The organism is Aeromonas sp. ANP5 (genome assembly GCF_963870295.1).
GTDB lineage: Bacteria > Pseudomonadota > Gammaproteobacteria > Enterobacterales > Aeromonadaceae > Aeromonas > Aeromonas veronii.
This window is the reverse complement of the sequence record NZ_CAWMRY010000010.1, coordinates 65,818-84,029: the sequence shown is the minus strand read 5'-3', so window position 1 is coordinate 84,029 and position 18,212 is coordinate 65,818. Positions and strand designations below refer to the sequence as shown.

Below are 18,212 nucleotides of genomic sequence, written 5' to 3'. Positions count from 1 at the left end.
GCCAAAATTCCGACACATTGTCAAAAGTTGTCGTATTCAGGCTAAGTGTATCGACAGAAACGGGAGATTAGATAAATTTTGCCGAGGAATTTTCTGCATTGGCGCCGTTAACAAACGCCGCCAATAGCGGAAAGAAAACCGCCCTCGTCAGAGGGCAGCATGGGACACGGTGAAGCGCATTCAGTGACGATTATGGTGGTGCGGCGCCGCGTAACGACACTCGGGGAAACGGCTGCAAGCCAGAAAGAGTCGACCGGCGTGGGGGCCTTTTTTCGCCTCCCGCTCCACCAGCGGCGCATCACAACGAGGGCAGTGGTGTACCTCGTGCTCTTCATCATCTTCCACATCGGCGAACAAGCTATCGATCAGCTCACCCTCACTCTGTGGCGCCTCCATCACCCCCTTGGGCTGGATGGCGGGCTCGTGGAATGACGAGGGCGAGATGGCCTCGGCATGGGGAGTGCGGCCACGCATCCCGGCACCGACATCCACGCCGTCCAGCAACAGAGGGTTGAAGGTGGGCTCGCGGCGTGCCCCGTGCGGCAAATCGTCGATCAATGGTTCGCTGGTTTTGACCAGAAGCGGCAGGATCTGTTCGCGCAGCTCTTCCACAAGATAGCTGGCACTTGCCGGGATCTGCAGCAACGGCAGACCGGCGCTATCGCAGGCGGTTTTCAGAAAAAGGTCGCGCGCCTTGCGCTTCTGGTGACGATGGGAGCTGTCATCGAGTTCGATGGCGCAGATAAAGGAGAGATCCGCGGGGTGGCAAAGCAGATAGTCGAAATGCTTGGCGCTGATCTTGTTGAAGTGCTGCTGCCATTTGCTTTTGCCGAGCCCGGCCTGCGGCGTCAGCACATCGGCCACCCGCACCTTGGCAAAGACCCGGGCCTTGTCACCCACCGCCAGATCCAGCACCCCGAGGAAGGAGCGCTCAGCGGGACTGAACAGAGTCTCCTGCACATCATAGGGCAGGCGCTTTTGCTGTCTGCCTCTGCTCCAGAAGATCGCCAGCACAAGCAGCGCCAGCAACAACAATCCCGATAGGACAAGGGTATTCATGAGAGCACGATCCAGTTCACGACACGAAAGGGGAATTACTTTACCACAGCCGCCACGGAGCAAGGCAGCAGACCCGTGTATAGAAAGTGAAAAGTCCCGTCTTTTTATCTATTTGTCAGCAGGCGGGGGTTCATATGACCAGCCCCAGCAGGCACAATAGGGATAGAGCAAGAAATCCCATTTCAAGGAGAGCAGGATGCAAAAGCAATTGGTGGTCACCGTGATCGGTGCAGACAAACCCGGGATCGTCGAGAGTCTGGCAGCAGTCATCAGCCGCGAGCAGGGCAACTGGCTGGGCAGCGCCATGAGCGAACTGGCGGGCCAGTTTGCCGGTATCCTCCATGTCTCTGTCCCCGATGAGCACTATCGCAGCCTGTGCGAAGCACTGGCCCTGCTACCGGGTCTGACCATCAGCTTTGCCGAAGGGACACCTACCGCCGAGCCAGCTCATCAAGTCATGATGACAGTGACCGGCAACGACCGCCCCGGAATCGTCCATGAAGTAGCCAGCATCCTGCGCCAGCTCGAGATCAACGTGGCCGATCTCACCACCGGCTGTGAACCGGCTCCCCACTCCGGCGCCCCGCTCTTCTATGCCCATGCGCTGGTTGCCCTGCCCGACGGGCTCGCGATGGATACGCTTATCACCGCGCTGGAATCCCTCTCCGACGATCTGGTGGTCGACATCGACGAAGCGTTCAGCGAGCAGTAACAATACTGTCATTTATTTGTCATATATTAACGCCATAACTGCCGCGCAGACGCGACCTGAAACAGAGGCACAAGATGAGCACCGACAAGCAGTATGAAGAGAAAGAGCTGAGCTGGCTCTCATTCAATGAACGGGTGTTGCAAGAGGCAATGGACAAGACGGTGCCCCTCATCGAGCGGGTTCGTTTTCTGGGGATCTTCTCCTCCAACCAGGATGAGTTCTTCAAGGTACGGGTATCGGACGTCAAGCGTCGCATCCTCATCAATGAAGTACATGGTGGCGACGATGAAGCAAAAGTGCTGCTGCGCGCCATCCAGCAAAAAGTGATGGCGCTCGGTGAAGCTTTCGACAACACCTATAAAGAGCTGTTGATTGCGCTGGCCCGCCACAACATCTTTCTGGTCAACGAGAACCAGCTCTCCGATGCCATTCAGAAGTGGCTGCGGGTCTTCTTCAAGGAGAAGGTGCTGCGTCACATCATCCCGATCCTGCTCAACAAAGAGGTCAATCCGGTCAAATTCCTCAAGGATGAGTACACCTATCTGGCCATCGAGATGAAGAAGAACGGTCAGGTGATCCAGTACGCCCTGGTAGAAGTGCCGACCGACGACCTCCCCCGCTTCTTCCAGCTGCCGCCGGAAGGGACCCGCCGCAAGAAGCAGATCATCATTCTGGATAACGTCATCCGCTTCTGCCTCGACGAGATCTTCAAGGGCTTCTTCGACTACGACGAGATTGCCGCCTATGCGGTCAAGCTGACCCGGGATGCAGAATACGATCTCTCCGACCAGCTGGACTTGAGCCTGGTGGACAAGATGAGTGATGGCTTGAAGCAGCGCCTCACCGCCATGCCGGTGCGCTTCGTCTACGAGCGGGAGATGCCCGCTGCCATGATAAGCTTCCTCAAGCTCAAGCTGCAGATCAGCTCCTACGATGCCATCATGCCGGGCGGACGCTATCACAACTTCAAGGATTTCATTGGCTTCCCCAACGTGGGCCGTGACTATCTGGAAAACCCCAAGCTGCCGGCCCTCGATTGCCGCGATTTTGACGGTTTCGTCAACGCCTTCGATGCGATTACCAAGCAGGATATTCTGCTCTACTACCCGTATCACAAGTTCCACCACTTCACCGAGCTGGTGCGCCAGGCGGCGTTCGATCCGGCGGTCAGCGCCATTCGCATCAACATTTATCGGGTGGCCAAGAAGTCGCGGATCATCCATTCCCTCATCGATGCCGCCAACAACGGCAAGAAGGTAACCGTGGTGGTCGAGCTGCGCGCCCGTTTCGACGAGGCGGCCAACATCGACTGGGCCAACATCCTTACCGATGCCGGGGTCAAGGTGGTGTTCGGGGTACCGAGCCTCAAGATCCACTCCAAGCTCTGCCTCATCACCCGCCACGAAAATGGCGAGGCGGTGCGCTATGCCCATATCGGCACAGGCAACTTCAACGAGAAGACCGCCAAGATCTACACCGACTTCTCGCTGCTGACCCGCAATCCGGACATCACCGCCGAAGTGGAAGGGGTATTTGAATACATCGAGTACCCCTATAAGCGTTACAAATTCAACCACCTGCTGGTCTCCCCCATCAACAGCCGCCGTCAGCTCTATCGCCTCATCGACAACGAGCTCTCCAACGCCAAGGCGGGCCAGCCGAGCGGCATCATCCTCAAGATCAACAATCTGGTGGACAAGGATCTCATCAACCGCCTCTATGCCGCCGGGCAGGCCGGGGTGCCGATCCAGATGATCATCCGTGGCATGTGCGCCCTGCGTCCGGGTGTGCCGGGCCTCAGTGACAATATCAAGGTGATCAGCATCATCGACCGCTTCCTCGAGCACCCGCGGGTGATGGTGTTCCACAACAAGGGCAACCCCCAGCTCTATATCTCCAGCGCCGACTGGATGAGCCGCAATATCGACGGCCGTATTGAGGTGGGCACCCCCATTTATGATGAGCGCCTCAAGCAGCGCATCATGGACATTCTCGAACTACAACTGAGTGATACCTGCAAGGCGCGGGTCATTGATGCCGACCAGCAGAACGAATATGTGAAGCGGGGCAACCGCCGCAAGATCCGCTCTCAGGTGGCGATTTACGACTATCTCAAACGTATCGAGTCAAACAATGGACAATAGTCTCTATGCCGCCGTGGATCTCGGCTCCAACAGTTTTCATATGGTGATCGCCCATCTGAGCGAAGGGCGTTTTCGCATCGTCGATCGCATCAAGGAGCGAGTGCGGCTGGCGGAAGGGATGGATGAGCAAAAACGGATGAGCCCGGAGGCGATGGAACGCGGTCTCGCCTGCCTGTCGCTGTTTGCCGAGCGGCTCACCAACATCAAACCGGATCAGATCCGCATCGCAGGTACCTACACATTGCGCCGTGCCAGCAACGCCCGCGAATTTGTGAGTGAAGCAGCCAAGGTGCTCAACCACCCCATCGAGATCATCAGCGGGCAGGAAGAAGCTCGGCTCATCTATCAGGGGGTTGCCCATACCCAGCATATAGAGGGCCAGGTACTGGTGATCGATATCGGCGGCGGCAGCACCGAGCTCATCATCGGTGAAGGGTTTGAACACAAGGCCCTCACCAGTCGCAAGATGGGCTGCGTCAGCTTTACCCAAAGCTTCTTCGCCAGCGGCAAGCTGAGCGACAAGCACTTCACCAATGCCGTGCTGGAGGCGCAGCACCAGCTCGCCCCCATCGTCAACCAGTACCGCAAGCTGGGCTGGCAGAGCTGCCTTGGCAGCTCAGGCTCCATTCGTACGGTACGGGATGTACTGCAAGGGGAAGGGCTGACTGACGGCAGCATCACGCTGGAGGGGCTGGAGCGGCTCAAGGCGCTGATGATTGAGCGCAAGCGAGTCGATAACCTCAAGCTGACAGGGCTGACCGAGGAGCGCCAGGAGGTGTTTGCCGCCGCGGTCGCCATCCTGCTCGGGCTGTTTACCTCGCTGCCCATCGAGCGGCTCGACTACTCCGACGGTGCCCTGCGTGAAGGGTTGCTTTATGAATTCGAGGAGCGCTTGCAGCACCACGATATTCGCGAACGCACGGCACAAGCGCTAGGCACCCACTACCGGATGGACCGCAAACAAGCCGCCCGGGTGGAGCAGAGCGTGCTGACGCTGTTTGATGCCTTGCAAGAGTCCTGGCAGATGGAAGTAGAGCCCTATCGAGCCATCCTCGGCTGGGCGGCGCGGCTGCACGAAATTGGCCTTGCCATCAACTACAGCGGCATTCATCGCCACTCCGCCTATATCCTGCAACACACCGACCTGCCCGGCTTCAACCAGGACGATCAGGCATTGCTGGCCGCGCTGGTACGCTTCCAGCGCAAGGGGCTAAAACTCGCCGAGCTGCCTCCCCTGCCCAACCACGACATGCAAACCGTGCTTCGCTGCATCCGCATTTTGCGCCTCGCTGTCGCCGCGCACCACAAGCGCCAGGACAACCTGCTGCCTGAGTGGAAAGTTGCGGTGCAAGGGGAGCAGCTGGTAGTGACCCTGCCGATCGACTGGTGCGAGGAGAACCGTCTCCTGATGCAGAATCTGGAGAAGGAGCATCGTTATTGCCAGGAGCAGGGCTGGCCACTGTTGTTCCAGCTCGGCTAAACCGCAAAGAGAGATGTAAAAAAGGCAGCCCGTGGGCTGCCTTTTGCATTCTCAGGTTCTGGCTTACTGCAGCTCGGGCAACAACCACTTGGCCATCTCGAAGTAGATGATAAGGCCGGTGCCATCCACCAGTGTCGCGATGAATGGCGCAGAGACCACCGCCGGATCGATGCGGAAACGACGCAGCACCATGGGAATAATGGATGCGACCGTGGCACTCCAGAGCACGATGGCGATGATGGTAAAAGTCACCACCATGCCAATCTGGGGACCGACGCCGAGACTCCATGCCCGTACCCAGGCCGCCATGGCAATGGCACCCGAGATGAGCAGACCGGTGGAGAGCTCCTTTTTCAGCACGGTGCCGAGATTGCGCAGGCTCACCTCCCCGACCGCCATGGCACGTACTATGGTGGTGGTGATCTGGGTGCCGCTGTTACCGCCAGTACCGATCAGGAGCGGAATGAAGAAGGCCAGCGCGATAGCCGCTTCCAGCTGCTCCTCGAATGCCCGCAGAACAGTGCCGGTGTAAGCTTCCGCCACAAACAGGATAAGCAGCCAGCCCACCCGTTTGCGCCACAGCTGCCAGGGCGTCGCCTGCAAGTAAGGGGTATCGAGCGGTGATGAGCCACCCTGCATCTCGGCATCCTCGGTGGATTCGAGCTCCAGAATATCCGCTGCATCATCGACGTGGAAAATTCCGACCAGTCGTCCTTGATCCTCGACCGGCAATACCGACAGGTCGCGGTCGATGAGCAGGCGCGCTGCCAACTCCTGATCCGCCCGGGCGTTGATCCGCACCGTCTCCCGATCCATCAGGGTCGCAACGCTGGCCAGCGGGTCGGCGATCAGCAAGGTCTTGAGGGAGAGGCTCCCTTGCAGACGACCATCCCCGTTGACCACATAGATATGGCGAAACAGCTGGGCATTGTCCCAGGCATCGTGGATCAGCTGTTTGGCGTGGCCGACCGTGTCCTCCTCCCGTACCGCCAGATATTCGTGGCGCATGTTGGCCCCCACCGACTCGGTGGGCCAATCCAGCAGGGAGTAATACATGGCCTGCGCCTGGGTCGGGAAGCGAGCCAGCAACATGGTGCGATCCTGACGACCCAATTTGCGCAGGATGGCGACCATCTCGCGACGGGGAATGGCCTCCTGCAACACGCTGACGATGCTACCATGGAGCCGCTGCAACAGGCGCCCGGCACTCTCGGCAGAGAGTGAACCAAGCAGTTCGGCACCTTGCGGAATTGGCAGGGTATCAAAGATGCAGTTGAGCTCTTCCGGACGCAGGGTCAGCAGTTGATCGGCGCGCTGCACCGGATCCAGATTATGTTCCAGCCAACCTTGCAGGGCGGCCAGATCGAGCAGTTGGTGACGGTTAAGAATGGTATGTGTTTTCTTCATCACAGATATCCTCATGTGATTTCAGGCGAACCTGAATGCTTCCGGAAATAGCCGGAGGCAACGACAAGAAAACAGCAATTTGATTGACGAGTAATAGGCAGGAAATGACGCCGTTCGGCGTGTCATCATCCCCACGTACCAGCTTTAGCACTGCATAACGTATCCGGCATGCCGGAAGCCACTTGGGTTTACACCTTAATCCGATGAAAACTGTCCTGATCTTGGGCGTCTCTGGACGTCGTGAGATCAGTGGCCTGTGTTTATACAGGAGCCTCGCCTAACGAGATGCTGCAAATAATTCGCACAACCCTCTGTTGTGCGGGCGGCATGATTATCCAATCCCGCAGGGAGGTCAACCCCGCAACCACCATTAAATCGGCAACGGCAACAGCTTGTTACAATTGGCAGGAGATGACACTGAACCAAACTACAAAACCGTGATTAAAGAAAGGCCCCAAAGGGGCCTTTCTTTAATTAGCGAATATAGTCAAACAGTGTCAAACGGCTTATTTTGCTGAAAGAGAGTTGCGAGGCACTCAATGCCGCATCCTCTTTTGACAGCGCGGAAATCACTTCATAGAGATCCGCTTCCGACACCTTGGCTCTCGCCTCGGCGTTGAGGGTACTCAATCCCTCATTGGAGCCCATGGCCTGTTCCAGACTGTTCATCCGGCCGCCCAACTCACCCAACCCATGATCGATATTCAGGCGGGCATTTTTCATATGAACGGTGGCATCGGCTATTTTCTGCTCGAAGGTCTCGGCAGAAATAGCCGGATCTCGCAGAGCCGTAATAAAATCCGACATACCATTCAATATGTTGTCATTCTTCGGTGGATTAAGATCAAACTGCTGAGCCGCACCACCTGCAGGCAAATCAAGGGTCAACTCCAGACCATTAAAGGGGATCTTGGTGCCAGCAGTGTAGTTACCCGTTTGCAACGTATTGCCACCGGCATCCTTGATATCATAGGTATCAGGCGGACCTATGGTGGTTGATACGGTATAAGTGTTGCTGGGCAGTGCCGAGTTATAATTGGACTTATAGAAATTATCAAAGTTACCCTGATCGCCTATCCCGACCTTGATATTTGCGGTGGTTGCACTGGCGGTTCTTCTGGTCGCCACGATTTCAAACAGATCCTGCCCGGAATCATTGGCAGCGATTTGTACTGTGGGTGAGACCTGAATATTTCGCTGACCTGGGTCCCCCTGATAAATATATTTTCCGTTAGCGTCTTTTATATATGGCTGGGTCTTGCTCTGATTGCCGCCAAATATAAATTCACCCGAGGAATTTTTGCTATTCATCAGGTCAAACATCTGCTGCTGCAACCCTTCAAGCTCGCTGGCAATGGCCTTGCGATCATCGTCACTGATAGAGCCGTTATTTGACTTCTGGATCAGGGTCTGGGCACTAAGCATCGCATTATTAATCGACGTTAATACCGTCTCCTCATGTCCCAGGCTGTTTTCCAGCAAGCTGCCATTGACACTGTACTGCTTGAACAGGTCAATCTCCTTGGTCAGTGCCATCTTCTGGCTCATCCCCGCGGGATCTTCGCCGGCAGTCTGAAATTTATTACCGGTTTGCAGCTGTTGGTAGGCAGTATTCAACCGCTCGTTGGCACTGTTGAGGGAATAGATATTCCGGTCGTAGATCATGTTGGTGGTGATGCGCATGACGTTACCTCACGGAAGAGAGCAGTGTATCGAAAATAGTTTTGGCCGTGCTGACAATTTGCGCCGATGCCGCATAGGATTGCTGGAAGCGGATCAGATTGGCCGCCTCCTCCTCCAGATTGACCCCAGACACGCTTTCAAAGATGCCGGTACTCTGGATAAGCTTGGACTCATTGGCCTTGAGCAGCGTTTTTGCCTGACTGGTATTGTTGCCCACTTCCATCACCAACCCGGAATAGGCCTGATTGAAGGTCATCTTGTCGTTGGTCGTCCCACCATTGGTGCTCTTGCGCACCAGATCCTTGTTTTGCAGCTCGGCCAGAACCAGGCCATTGCTGTTATCGGCAAAGCCATTGCTGTTGTAACTGAGCTTGAAGCTGTCACCGGCATCCACCGTTCCGGTGATGCTGAACTCGTAGCCGGGGGCCTGTTTCGGATTTGGATAAGCTGGTCCACCAGTGGGTGGTGGCAGTTGCAAGGCTGCCATTAAATTCTGCCCCTTGCTGCTCGCAGGGGCCGTGCCAATCAAGGTAGTGCCATCGGCTTGAAACACCTGATAGTTACCGTTGGCGTCAATCTTGACGACCTGAGGCGCTGTCGGGCTCAGACTATTGGTACCAAAACCTGACCCCGCACCTGTATTGAATACGCCACCCAGTTTGATATCAGCCCCGCCGCCATTGTTGGTGGTCTTTTCCGCTTTAAGCGGAGAGGCCAGGGCCAAATCTTCCGGTCGGGTGATCAGCTGACCCAGACCGGCGGCCGCACTTTTGGTCGGTTGCAGCAACAGTTTGTCACCAGCAGCCGGCGTACCGGTGAGATCGATCGAGATCCCATGCCCAGGCAGCTCAAAGGTCGCTGGCGGCATGGTCCCCGTACTCACAGAGGTACGATTGCCAGACTTGTCCAGCGAGAACACCTCATAACCGGTGGCACTACTAAATTGCACTTCGTAATCAAACGGGGTCACTGATGTCCCCTTGCCCGGCACAAAGCTGACATTCGCACCGACCGTCCCCGTGTTATTGCCGTAGGGTAAGCCCTTGCTGGCAGGCATGGTGAAAATATCGCCGCCGATCTCGTTATCCAGATCCATCCCGAGGCGGTTCTGCTGATTCATCGCATCCGCCATCGCCACGGCCAGCTGCCCCAGTTCGCGCTTGGTCGGCTCAAGGTCGGTACGCGCCTTGAACAGCCCCCCCATGGCGCCACCAAACGTATCGTGGTCGATGGTTGCCTTGTTCGCCCCCAGGGTCAGCTGCAGCTCCTGATCCCGGGAGTCAGGATCTCCTGCAATCACCTTGAACTGGGCGACGCCCCCATCGAGGATCAGCGAATGGCCGGTACTCATATTGACCAGCATGCTGCCGTTGGGTTGGGCTACGGTACGAATATCCATCTTCTCCGACAGCTGGCGGATCGCCTCATCCCGCTGATCAAACAGCATCAGGTTCTCTTCGGGTGACCCCTGGGTGCGGATGATGGCCTGATTAAGATCATTGATGCTGGTGAGCAGGCTGTTGACCTGCTTGGTTTCATCTTCAATGCGGGTGTTGAGGGTATCGCTCTGCTTGTCGAGCTGCGCCGAGAGGGTATGAAAACGGTTGACCATGCCACTCAACTCCGTCATCACCACCTTGCGCCCACCGATCTCGGCAGGCGATTCATTGGCAGAGTGAAATGACTTGAAGTAGGAGGTGATGGCCGCCCCCACGCTGTTGCTGGTATCCCCAAGCAAGCTGTCAACGCCAGCCAGCTGTTCATAATGGGTCAGGGAGGCATGATAGGCGGAGGTATCACGGCGCACCTCCCCCTGCATATAGTCGTTGATTACCCGCTGAGTCTTGATGTCACCGGTCCCCAGGCCGATGGTATTGGTATACACCAGCGTACGCTCACGCACATAGCCCTGGCTATTGACGTTCACTATGTTGTTACTGGTGGTCTGCAGCAGGCGTTGCTGTGCCAGCACGCCCGATGAACCAATCCCAAGCAGGTCGCTTGCCATACGTTACAGCTCCATCTCGTTGTATTGGGCAATGGCGTCACTGCGCAATACCTGTTTCAATTTTCTGGCGTAGTGCGGGTCGGTGGCATAACCCGCCTGTTGCAGCGCCTCGAAGTAGCGATCAGGACTATCCACCTTCGCCAGGGCGCCCTTGTAGCGAGAGCCGGAAGTGAGGAAGTCCACATAGTCGTTGAAGCTCTCTTCAAACGACTCATAGGAGCGAAATGCCGCTTTCTGGCGGGAGGCGACGCCTTGCTCATACTCGAGCGTGCTGACCACCGCCTTTGGCCCTTCCCAGCGCGGATCGGCCTTGATGCCAAACAGGTTATGGGTCACCTGCCCCTCGCCATCCTTGATCACCCGCTTGCCCCAACCGCTCTCCAGTGCCGCCTGAGCGACCAGTACCGCCGGGCTTAACCCCAACTTGTCGGCCGCTTTCTTGGCCAGCGGCATCAGGCGATTAACAAACTCTTCCGGTGTATCGAACTCTTTGCCCCCACTACCGGTGGCACTGCCCTCTTCGCTGGCCATGCGTCCCATGGGCGGAATGCTGCGGTGCGGTCGACGGGGCATAGTGAGTGCGTGGCTCTCCTTGACCCCCTCGGTCATCTCTCTTTCAGCAAAATCTTTGCCAACTTTTGATGCCGCGATCAAATCATCGGCAGCGGCCGTGGGTGGCTGATAGGGTTTGTAGGTCCGTTCGGTACGCTGCGGCATCTTGAGCACCCGTCCATCCTGATGGGTAAAGGTCTCGGGAGAGAGCTGCTTGGCCACCATGTCAGCCAATCCCAGTCCCCCCTTGCTGGACATGTCGGCAACCCGCTGCTCATCAAGCATCCCTTCATAGAACTGGGTATAGCTGCTGTTCATCGGGTTGTCCTGAGTCAACACCCCGTTGGCCTGACGCATGCTCTGAAACAGCATCTGGGTAAAGATTGACTCGAACTGGCGTGACGCACTCTTGAGCGCTTCGGCCTGTCCCTCTTTGCTTTGGCTCATCTGGCGCAGACGATCCAGGTTCTTGATGTCCTGTACCATCCCGAGATTCATGCCGCTGTTGCTGTCAAACTCCGCCATTTTGCTTACCTCATTGCCACCCGTGGCAACCACTTGCCGCTTGTTACAATATGACCAGTTGCCCCTCGATGGCGCCTGCCTGCTGCAGTGCCTCAAGGATGGCCATCAAATCACCCGGGGCGACCCCGACCTGATTGACCGCCCGGACCAGATCGTCCAGGGTCGCACCGGTATCAAACTTGAACATCCGCCCCGGCTCCTGCTGGACATTGATGGTCGAGTTGTTTGTCACCGTCGTCTCTCCTCCCGCCAACGGGTTGGGCTGGGAGACCTGCTGGTTTTCGGCGATGGTCACCGTCAATCCGCCATGGCTGATGGCCGCCGGTTTGAGCTTGACCTGACTGCCGATCACTATGGTGCCGGTGCGGGAGTTGACGATGATCTTGGCCGCCTCGTTGGCCAGATCCACCTCCAGATTCTCGATGGTGGCGAGATAGGAGACACGTTGACCCGGATCTCGCGGGGCATAGACCTTGACCGAGGTGGCATCGAGCGCCTGAGCGGTATTGGGCCCCACCAGATCGTTGACCACATCGGCCAGACGGCGCGCTGTAGTAAAGTCGGGTCGGTTAAGGTTGAAGGTGATGGTGTCCCCCTGACTGAAGGAGTTGGGCACCTCCCGCTCCACGGTCGCACCGTTGGCAATCCGCCCGACGGTCGGGGTATTGATCACTACCTTGGAACCATCAGCCCCCTCAGCCCCCAGACCACCGACCACCAGACTGCCCTGGGCGACCGCATAGACCCGCCCATCGAGCCCTTTCAGGAAGCTTTGCAGCAGAGTGCCGCCCCGCAGGCTCTTGGCCTCGCCAATGGCCGACACCGTTACGTCGATGGTCTGGCCCGGCTTGGAGAAGGGGGGCAGGTCGGCATGGATCGCCACCGGCGCCACATCCTTGATCTTGGGCTTGATGTTATCCGGCACCTTGATGCCAAAGTTGTTAAGCATGGTACGGAAGGTCTGCTCGGTGAAGGCGTTGTTCTTCTCGCCAGTGCCGGGCAACCCTACCACCAGACCGTAACCAATCAGCTGGTTGTTACGCACCCCTTCAACCGAGCTGATGTCCTTGATCCGGGCCGCATTGGCCACACCCAAGGGCAGCAGACAGCAGAGCAGAGTGACAAGACGGAGTGACTTCATAACATCTCCTAGAGCGGCCACCAGGGACCATTGAAAAAGCTGGTAAGCCACCCTTGCTCCTGGCTATTGGCCAGATCGCCGGTACCACCGTAGTAAATGCGGGCATTGGCCACTTTCTGGGACGAAACACTGTTATCAGACGTCACATCCTCCGGGCGAATAAGGCCGGTGATCCGGATATATTCATTGCCATTGTTGAGCATGATCCACTTCTCTCCGCGCACCACCAGATTGCCGTTGGGCAGTACCTTGGCCACGCTGACCGAAATATTGCCCTGCAGGCTGTTGCTCTGATCCGCCTTGGCCTGGCCCTTGAACGCGCTGTCTTGAGCAATGGAGGCTGAGAGATCATAGGGGCTGGCGGTCACGGGCACGCCACCCAACTTGACCGGGTCCAGATTGAACTTGTTATTCTTGCCACTCTGGGTATTGGCCTTTTTCGAGGCGGAGGTCGACTCCGACAACTCGATGGTAATGATGTCGCCTACCTTGTGTGCCTTGATATCCGAATAGATGCCATTGACCTGATCCGGCTGGAAAATCGCCCCTGTCGGTCGCACCGACACCGGCTCCGACTCCCCGTAGACGGGGGAAAACTCGGGATCATCAGGCTTGGGCGTATTGGGAGTGCTGCTACACCCTCCCAGCACCAACAATCCCAGCATCCATACGGCTTTCATCATGCACCTCCTAATTAGGTACGCTGGATCAGGAAGGACATCATGCCGTCCACGGCGGAGAGCACCTTGGAGTTCATCTCGTAGACCCGCTGAGCCTGAATGAGGTTCACCAGCTCTTCGGTCACGTTGACGTTGGAAGTCTCCAGCATCCCCTGCTTGATCACCCCCAAGCCATCGGCACCGGCAGTCCCCTGCGCGGCAGCACCACTGGATTGGGTCTCGACAAACATGTTCTCCCCCATCGGCTGCAAGCCGCTGGCGTTGACGAAGTCGGAGATGTTGATCTGACCGACAACCTGAGAAGCGCCATCGCCCTTGAGCTGCACCGAGACCTGGCCATCTTCACCCACCGTAACGCTCTGGGCGTTCTCCGGGATCTGGATTTCCGGTTGCAGCGGGTAGCCATTACCCGGGGTCACTATGGTCCCTTCATCGTTGAGGGTGAACTGACCGTTGCGGGTATAGGCCGCACTACCATCCGGCAGCTGAATTTCAAAGTAGCCACGACCACTGATCATCAAGTCGAGCGAGTTGTCAGTGGTTTGTACGTTGCCCTGGCTGTGGTTTTTCTGGGTCGCCACCACCTTGGCACCCGCCCCCAGCATCAGGCCGGAGGGGAGCTCGGTATCGGCAGAGGAGCGGCCACCGGGCTGGTTGATGTTTTGATACAGCAGATCTTCAAAGATGGCCCGTGACTTTTTAAAGCCCACGGTGCTGGCGTTCGCCAGGTTGTTCGAGGTAACCGAAATATTGGTCTGCTGTGCATCCAACCCGGTCTTGCTGATCCAGAGTGCGGGATTCATAGGTAACTCCTTGATTAGCTGATTCGCAGCAGTTGGGTTTGAGCTTCATCATTCTCTTCGGCCGTCTTCATGATTTTGACCTGAGTTTCGAACTGGCGTTGCAGCCGGATCAGGTTGGTCATCTCATCCACCACATTGACGTTGCTCCCCTCAAGGGAGCCGGCAATCAGACCGACATTGGCAGAGGCGGGTTCATTCTGGCCATCCTTGCGGCGAAACAGACCATCTTGCCCCTTCTCCACCGCATCGGCGGCCGGGTTGACCAGCTTGATCCGCTGAAAATCTTCCGGCAAGTTGGCGGCCGCCCCCTCCGGACGACCGCTGATGGTGCCATCCCGATTGATCTCGAGTTTCTCCATCGGCATCGGCAACACGATTGGCTGACCGCCGTCATCCACCACATTCAGGCCTGTCGAGGTCTGCAAGTTGCCGGTCGCATTGACCTGCAAATTCCCCATGCGGGTATAGGCCTCGCCGCCCTTGGGATCCTGCACGGCAATCCAGCCTGGACCATCCACCGCCACGTCCAGATCCCGTCCGGTGGTCATCAGCATGCCATGCTGCAGGTTCTGACCCGGGCGCTCAGCCATGGCAAACACCCGGCTTGGCAAGCCCTCTCCGAACGCCTGCATGCTTCTGGCCTGCTCGAAATCGGACTTGAAGCCGGTGGTATTGGCATTGGCGAGGTTGTTGCCCCGAACAGCCAGGCTGTTCATGGTCTCTTTGGCCCCGGACATGGCGATATAAAGCAGGTGATCCATGGAATTCTCCGTCAAACAGATGACTCTGACAGGAGAAATGCAATTAGAGTGCCAATAGCAGAAATATGGGGGGATAAGGAGGATGAAAATCCGACAGAAACAGAGAGGGGGCCAAGCCCCCTCTCATTATCATGTATTGCGAGATTAACGGATCTGCAGGATGGTTTGCTGCAGCGAACTGTTGACCTCCAGAGAACGGGAGTTGGCCTGGAAGTTACGCTGGGCCGTGATCAGGTCAACCAGCTCCGAGGTCAAATCCACGTTGGACTGCTCCAGCGCTGAAGATTTTATGCTACCAAACGTACCTGAATTAGGAGTACCAGGCAATGCATCCCCTGAGAGCAGGGACTGCCGCCAAGATGTGTCACCAACCTGAGTCAATCCTTGCGAGTTCGCAAACTTGGCCAGCGCAACCATAGCCACTTTTAACGTCGTAGCATTACTGTACGTGGCAGAAACAACACCGTCTGGCGTAATTTCAACCTTTGTTAGACGGCCCACTGTCGCACCATCCTGAGTCAATTTGTTGACTTCAAAAGGTGAGTTGTATTGGGTAACAGTCCCAAGACGAATTTCCAACGTCTGGGTCGGATCTGCACCATTATTGATAATCCCTGCTCCACCGGCGCCATTGCCCAACGCAACAGTCTTGATAGGCGCAACCGGTATTGTTGTATCCAGCTTACCCGAAGGAGTAAATGTCATCTGCAGACCAGTGGGAATACCTGCACCTGGACTCGCCGTACCACCATCAATATTTATAGGCTTGTCCCCTTCATACATGAACATACTCCAAGTTCCCGGATTCAGAGGCTGCCCCGCATTAGCCGGATCCTCGTGGCGGACAAAATATTTGGTGATTGTATGGGGGGCACCAAGCGAATCATAAATAGTTACAGATGTTGAATGAGCATATGTTGACGAGTTAGTGCGGTCAAAATTAGCGGGCAAAGTAGGCTTTGTTTTACTATCTATACTCAAGTTAAAACTTGCCTCCACCAATGAAGTCATTTTAGGCTCACCAGCCCTATCAGGTATTTGAATAGGCTTGGTCGCATTAATACTGACTGCCTTGGGCGTACCATCAGGATTAATTTCATAGCCTTGCAAGTAATGGCCCTGATTGTTGACCATATAGCTGTTTTCATTGAGCTTGAAGGCGCCGGCACGGGTATAGGTGCGATCCAGGTTGGTCAGACCGTCAGAGGTCACAAAGAAGCCGTTACCCTGAATAGCCAGATCCAGTGCGTTATTGGTAAATTGCAGCGCCCCCTGGTGAAACTGCTGAGCAACCGCGCCTGTCGCTACACCATTACCGACCTGGGTCTTGGCATTGACAAAGATGGAGTTGGCGTAAACATCCGCAAACTCTGCTCGGGACTCTTTAAAGCCCATGGTATTAACGTTGGCAATGTTGTTGGCGGTGACGTTCAAGTCTTTTTGTGCCGCGTTGACACCGCTCAAGGCATTGTTAAATGACATATCCAGCTCCTTAGATCGATGCTGTCGACGTGGTTTTTGACGGTGTAACCGTCGGATTTGAATTGGTTCCTGAAATTTGCAGAATATTGTTCAAATATTCACTCCCCAGCCCTCTCAAGTTGAGGCGAGTAGGGTTGGTTGCATTACCCAAGGCAACGCTATCCACTTTGGCATAAGCGTATGCAGCTATATTTTCCGACTTGCCATCAAGAGTACCGCTGGCTTTGACGACATATTTGCCTGCAGAAACTCGGTTACCAGCCTTGTCTGTACCATCCCAAGCAACTTCAACGTTACCTTTTTGCTCTCCTTCCAGAGGAAACTCTTTGATAACTTGTCCTTTTTCGTCTTCGATAGTGATTTTGATATTCGCATATTTATTAGTAGTACCAACTGCTACGACTGCTGATAGTGGCCCGTCTTTGTCTAAATAGCTTATATTGCTTGGCAGTAGCACATTTTGACCTACCAAAGAGGATGCTTGCAGGGCTTGGCTGGAAATCATCTGGTCATTGAGTTTCCCCATCTGGGTAGACAAACTACTGATCCCCTCCGAAGTTGACATGGACGCCATTTGGGAAAGCATCTGGGCATTGTCGACAGGCTTGAAGGGGTCTTGATACGACAATTGCATTGTTAGCAGCTTCATAAATGAAGCCTGATCCAGCTCTTTCTTCGGCGTTGTAGTGGTGCCTGTCGTCTGGGTCGTGGTACGGCTGATGCCGTTCACATTATTGGTTGTATCGACCATGCTGCATACCTCCTATCAGGATTTGCCAAGCTGGAGCGTCTGCTGCAGCATCTTCTTGGCCGAATCTGCAACCTGTACGTTGGTCTGGTAGCTGCGCGAGGCGTTGATCATGTCGGCCATCTCTTCAACCATGTTGACGTTTGGCTTGAAGATAAAACCGTCTTTATCCGCCATCGGGTGGTTGGGATTGTACTCCTTGAGCAGTGGCGCCTTGCTCTCGACAATCCCCTTCACCTGAACCCCGACCGAGCCCTGCTTGTCAGACATCGCCTGATCGAGCTGGGCGGCAAAGACTGGCCGCCTGGCGTGGTAAGTATTTTCCACACTGGAGCTGACGCTGTCCGCATTGGCCATGTTGCTGGCAACCGTGTTGAGGCGCACTGACTGTGCGCTCATAGCCGAGCCTGCTATGTCAAAGACCTTGAACAAACTCATCACTGCTCTCCTTTCAGGGCCTTGAGCAGGCCACTGATCTTGCTATTCATAAATTCAAGGGAGGTTTGATACTCGAGGCTATTACGCAGAAATTCGCTGCGCTCCTGCTGCACATCGACTGTATTGCCGTCACCGGTATCCGGTTGCAGCGGGTTGCGATATTGCACAGTACCCGGAGCGTCCATATTCAAGGCAAAGTGCTTTTCGCTGGTCGTTGCCAAACCAAAACCCTGATGCGACTGAGCCTCCTGCAATGCCTGAGCAAAATTGATATCCCTGGCTTTGAAGCCTGGGGTATCTGCGTTGGCAATATTGCTGGAAAGCACCTCAGCACGCTTGGCGCGAACGCTTATGGTGTGTTGATGCACACCGAATGCCTTGTCAAATGAAAGAGCCATAGCACACCTCCTGCTTGGTATATTTTGTTTGCAAGAGGTGTGCCATAAGCAAATCACTCAGTTCGATGGTTTGGGTATGAGCACATTTCAGACCGAAAACGGCAGGAGCATCTCGTGCCTTGAGTCAGACGGCATCATTTGGCCACCTTAAGGCTTCAACCACTTTTGCAGTGGCGAGATATGGTAGGTAA

Annotated in this window: 16 protein-coding genes and 1 riboswitch; of the genes, 3 read left to right on the top strand and 13 right to left on the bottom strand. The window is 55.8% G+C overall.

The genetic code is table 11. The annotated features are described in order from the left end of the window. Positions 1-180 precede the first annotated feature (180 nt). Positions 181-1,059 carry a DUF2726 domain-containing protein gene (locus AACT07_RS08170; protein WP_069527149.1) on the bottom strand — a complete coding sequence of 293 codons (879 nt, stop codon included), beginning with the start codon at positions 1,057-1,059 and terminating at the stop codon, positions 181-183. A 196-nt stretch (positions 1,060-1,255) separates the two neighbouring features. Here AACT07_RS08170 and AACT07_RS08165 point away from each other — a divergent pair, with 196 nt between their 5' ends. The 3 genes from AACT07_RS08165 (at position 1,256) to ppx (ending at position 5,395) form a co-directional block, all read left to right on the top strand. Next, a complete protein-coding gene (locus AACT07_RS08165; protein ID WP_047437655.1) occupies positions 1,256-1,771 on the top strand; it encodes a glycine cleavage system protein R in 516 nt (171 codons plus the stop codon). Positions 1,772-1,845: 74 nt separating this feature from the next. Beyond that, positions 1,846-3,915 (top strand): polyphosphate kinase 1, encoded by a 2,070-nt coding sequence (gene ppk1, locus AACT07_RS08160; protein WP_005350671.1) that lies wholly within the window; start codon positions 1,846-1,848, stop codon positions 3,913-3,915. After that, entirely contained in the window at positions 3,905-5,395 is a 1,491-nt protein-coding gene (gene ppx, locus AACT07_RS08155; protein WP_069527148.1) for an exopolyphosphatase, read from the top strand. The genes ppk1 and ppx overlap by 11 nt, the downstream gene beginning before the upstream one ends. A gap of 63 nt (positions 5,396-5,458) precedes the next feature. Here ppx and mgtE read toward each other — a convergent pair whose 3' ends face one another. From mgtE to flgB, 12 genes are all read right to left on the bottom strand, one after another. Beyond that, the gene (mgtE, locus tag AACT07_RS08150) at positions 5,459-6,802 is read right to left on the bottom strand and encodes a magnesium transporter (protein WP_019446139.1); all 1,344 of its coding nucleotides are present in this window, start codon (positions 6,800-6,802) and stop codon (positions 5,459-5,461) included. 122 nt (positions 6,803-6,924) lie between these two features. Continuing rightward, positions 6,925-7,094: riboswitch (M-box (ykoK) riboswitch) on the bottom strand. A 182-nt stretch (positions 7,095-7,276) separates the two neighbouring features. Then, positions 7,277-8,485 carry a flagellar hook-associated protein FlgL gene (flgL, locus tag AACT07_RS08145; protein ID WP_069527146.1) on the bottom strand — a complete coding sequence of 403 codons (1,209 nt, stop codon included), beginning with the start codon at positions 8,483-8,485 and terminating at the stop codon, positions 7,277-7,279. 4 nt (positions 8,486-8,489) lie between these two features. Further along, the gene (locus AACT07_RS08140) at positions 8,490-10,493 is read right to left on the bottom strand and encodes a FlgK family flagellar hook-associated protein (protein ID WP_069527145.1); all 2,004 of its coding nucleotides are present in this window, start codon (positions 10,491-10,493) and stop codon (positions 8,490-8,492) included. A 3-nt stretch (positions 10,494-10,496) separates the two neighbouring features. Continuing rightward, on the bottom strand, positions 10,497-11,570 hold the full coding sequence (gene flgJ, locus AACT07_RS08135; protein ID WP_069527143.1) for a flagellar assembly peptidoglycan hydrolase FlgJ: 1,074 nt from the start codon (positions 11,568-11,570) through the stop codon (positions 10,497-10,499). Positions 11,571-11,613: 43 nt separating this feature from the next. Then, entirely contained in the window at positions 11,614-12,711 is a 1,098-nt protein-coding gene (locus tag AACT07_RS08130; protein ID WP_069527141.1) for a flagellar basal body P-ring protein FlgI, read from the bottom strand. An 8-nt stretch (positions 12,712-12,719) separates the two neighbouring features. Then, positions 12,720-13,391, bottom strand: coding sequence for a flagellar basal body L-ring protein FlgH (flgH, locus tag AACT07_RS08125; protein WP_005350662.1), 672 nt, complete (start codon positions 13,389-13,391; stop codon positions 12,720-12,722). A 14-nt stretch (positions 13,392-13,405) separates the two neighbouring features. Further along, on the bottom strand, positions 13,406-14,194 hold the full coding sequence (gene flgG, locus AACT07_RS08120) for a flagellar basal-body rod protein FlgG (RefSeq protein WP_005334158.1): 789 nt from the start codon (positions 14,192-14,194) through the stop codon (positions 13,406-13,408). Between the two features lie 14 nt (positions 14,195-14,208). Then, on the bottom strand, positions 14,209-14,955 hold the full coding sequence (gene flgF / locus AACT07_RS08115) for a flagellar basal-body rod protein FlgF (RefSeq protein ID WP_005334159.1): 747 nt from the start codon (positions 14,953-14,955) through the stop codon (positions 14,209-14,211). 144 nt (positions 14,956-15,099) lie between these two features. Next, entirely contained in the window at positions 15,100-16,437 is a 1,338-nt protein-coding gene (gene flgE, locus AACT07_RS08110; protein ID WP_069527140.1) for a flagellar hook protein FlgE, read from the bottom strand. A gap of 10 nt (positions 16,438-16,447) precedes the next feature. Continuing rightward, a complete protein-coding gene (locus AACT07_RS08105) occupies positions 16,448-17,188 on the bottom strand; it encodes a flagellar hook assembly protein FlgD (protein ID WP_069527138.1) in 741 nt (246 codons plus the stop codon). A gap of 15 nt (positions 17,189-17,203) precedes the next feature. Then, complete coding sequence (flgC, locus tag AACT07_RS08100) at positions 17,204-17,623, bottom strand: flagellar basal body rod protein FlgC (RefSeq protein WP_069527136.1); 420 nt, start codon at positions 17,621-17,623, stop codon at positions 17,204-17,206. Then, a complete protein-coding gene (gene flgB, locus AACT07_RS08095; protein ID WP_005334169.1) occupies positions 17,623-18,021 on the bottom strand; it encodes a flagellar basal body rod protein FlgB in 399 nt (132 codons plus the stop codon). The genes flgC and flgB overlap by 1 nt, the downstream gene beginning before the upstream one ends. Positions 18,022-18,212: the final 191 nt, after the last annotated feature.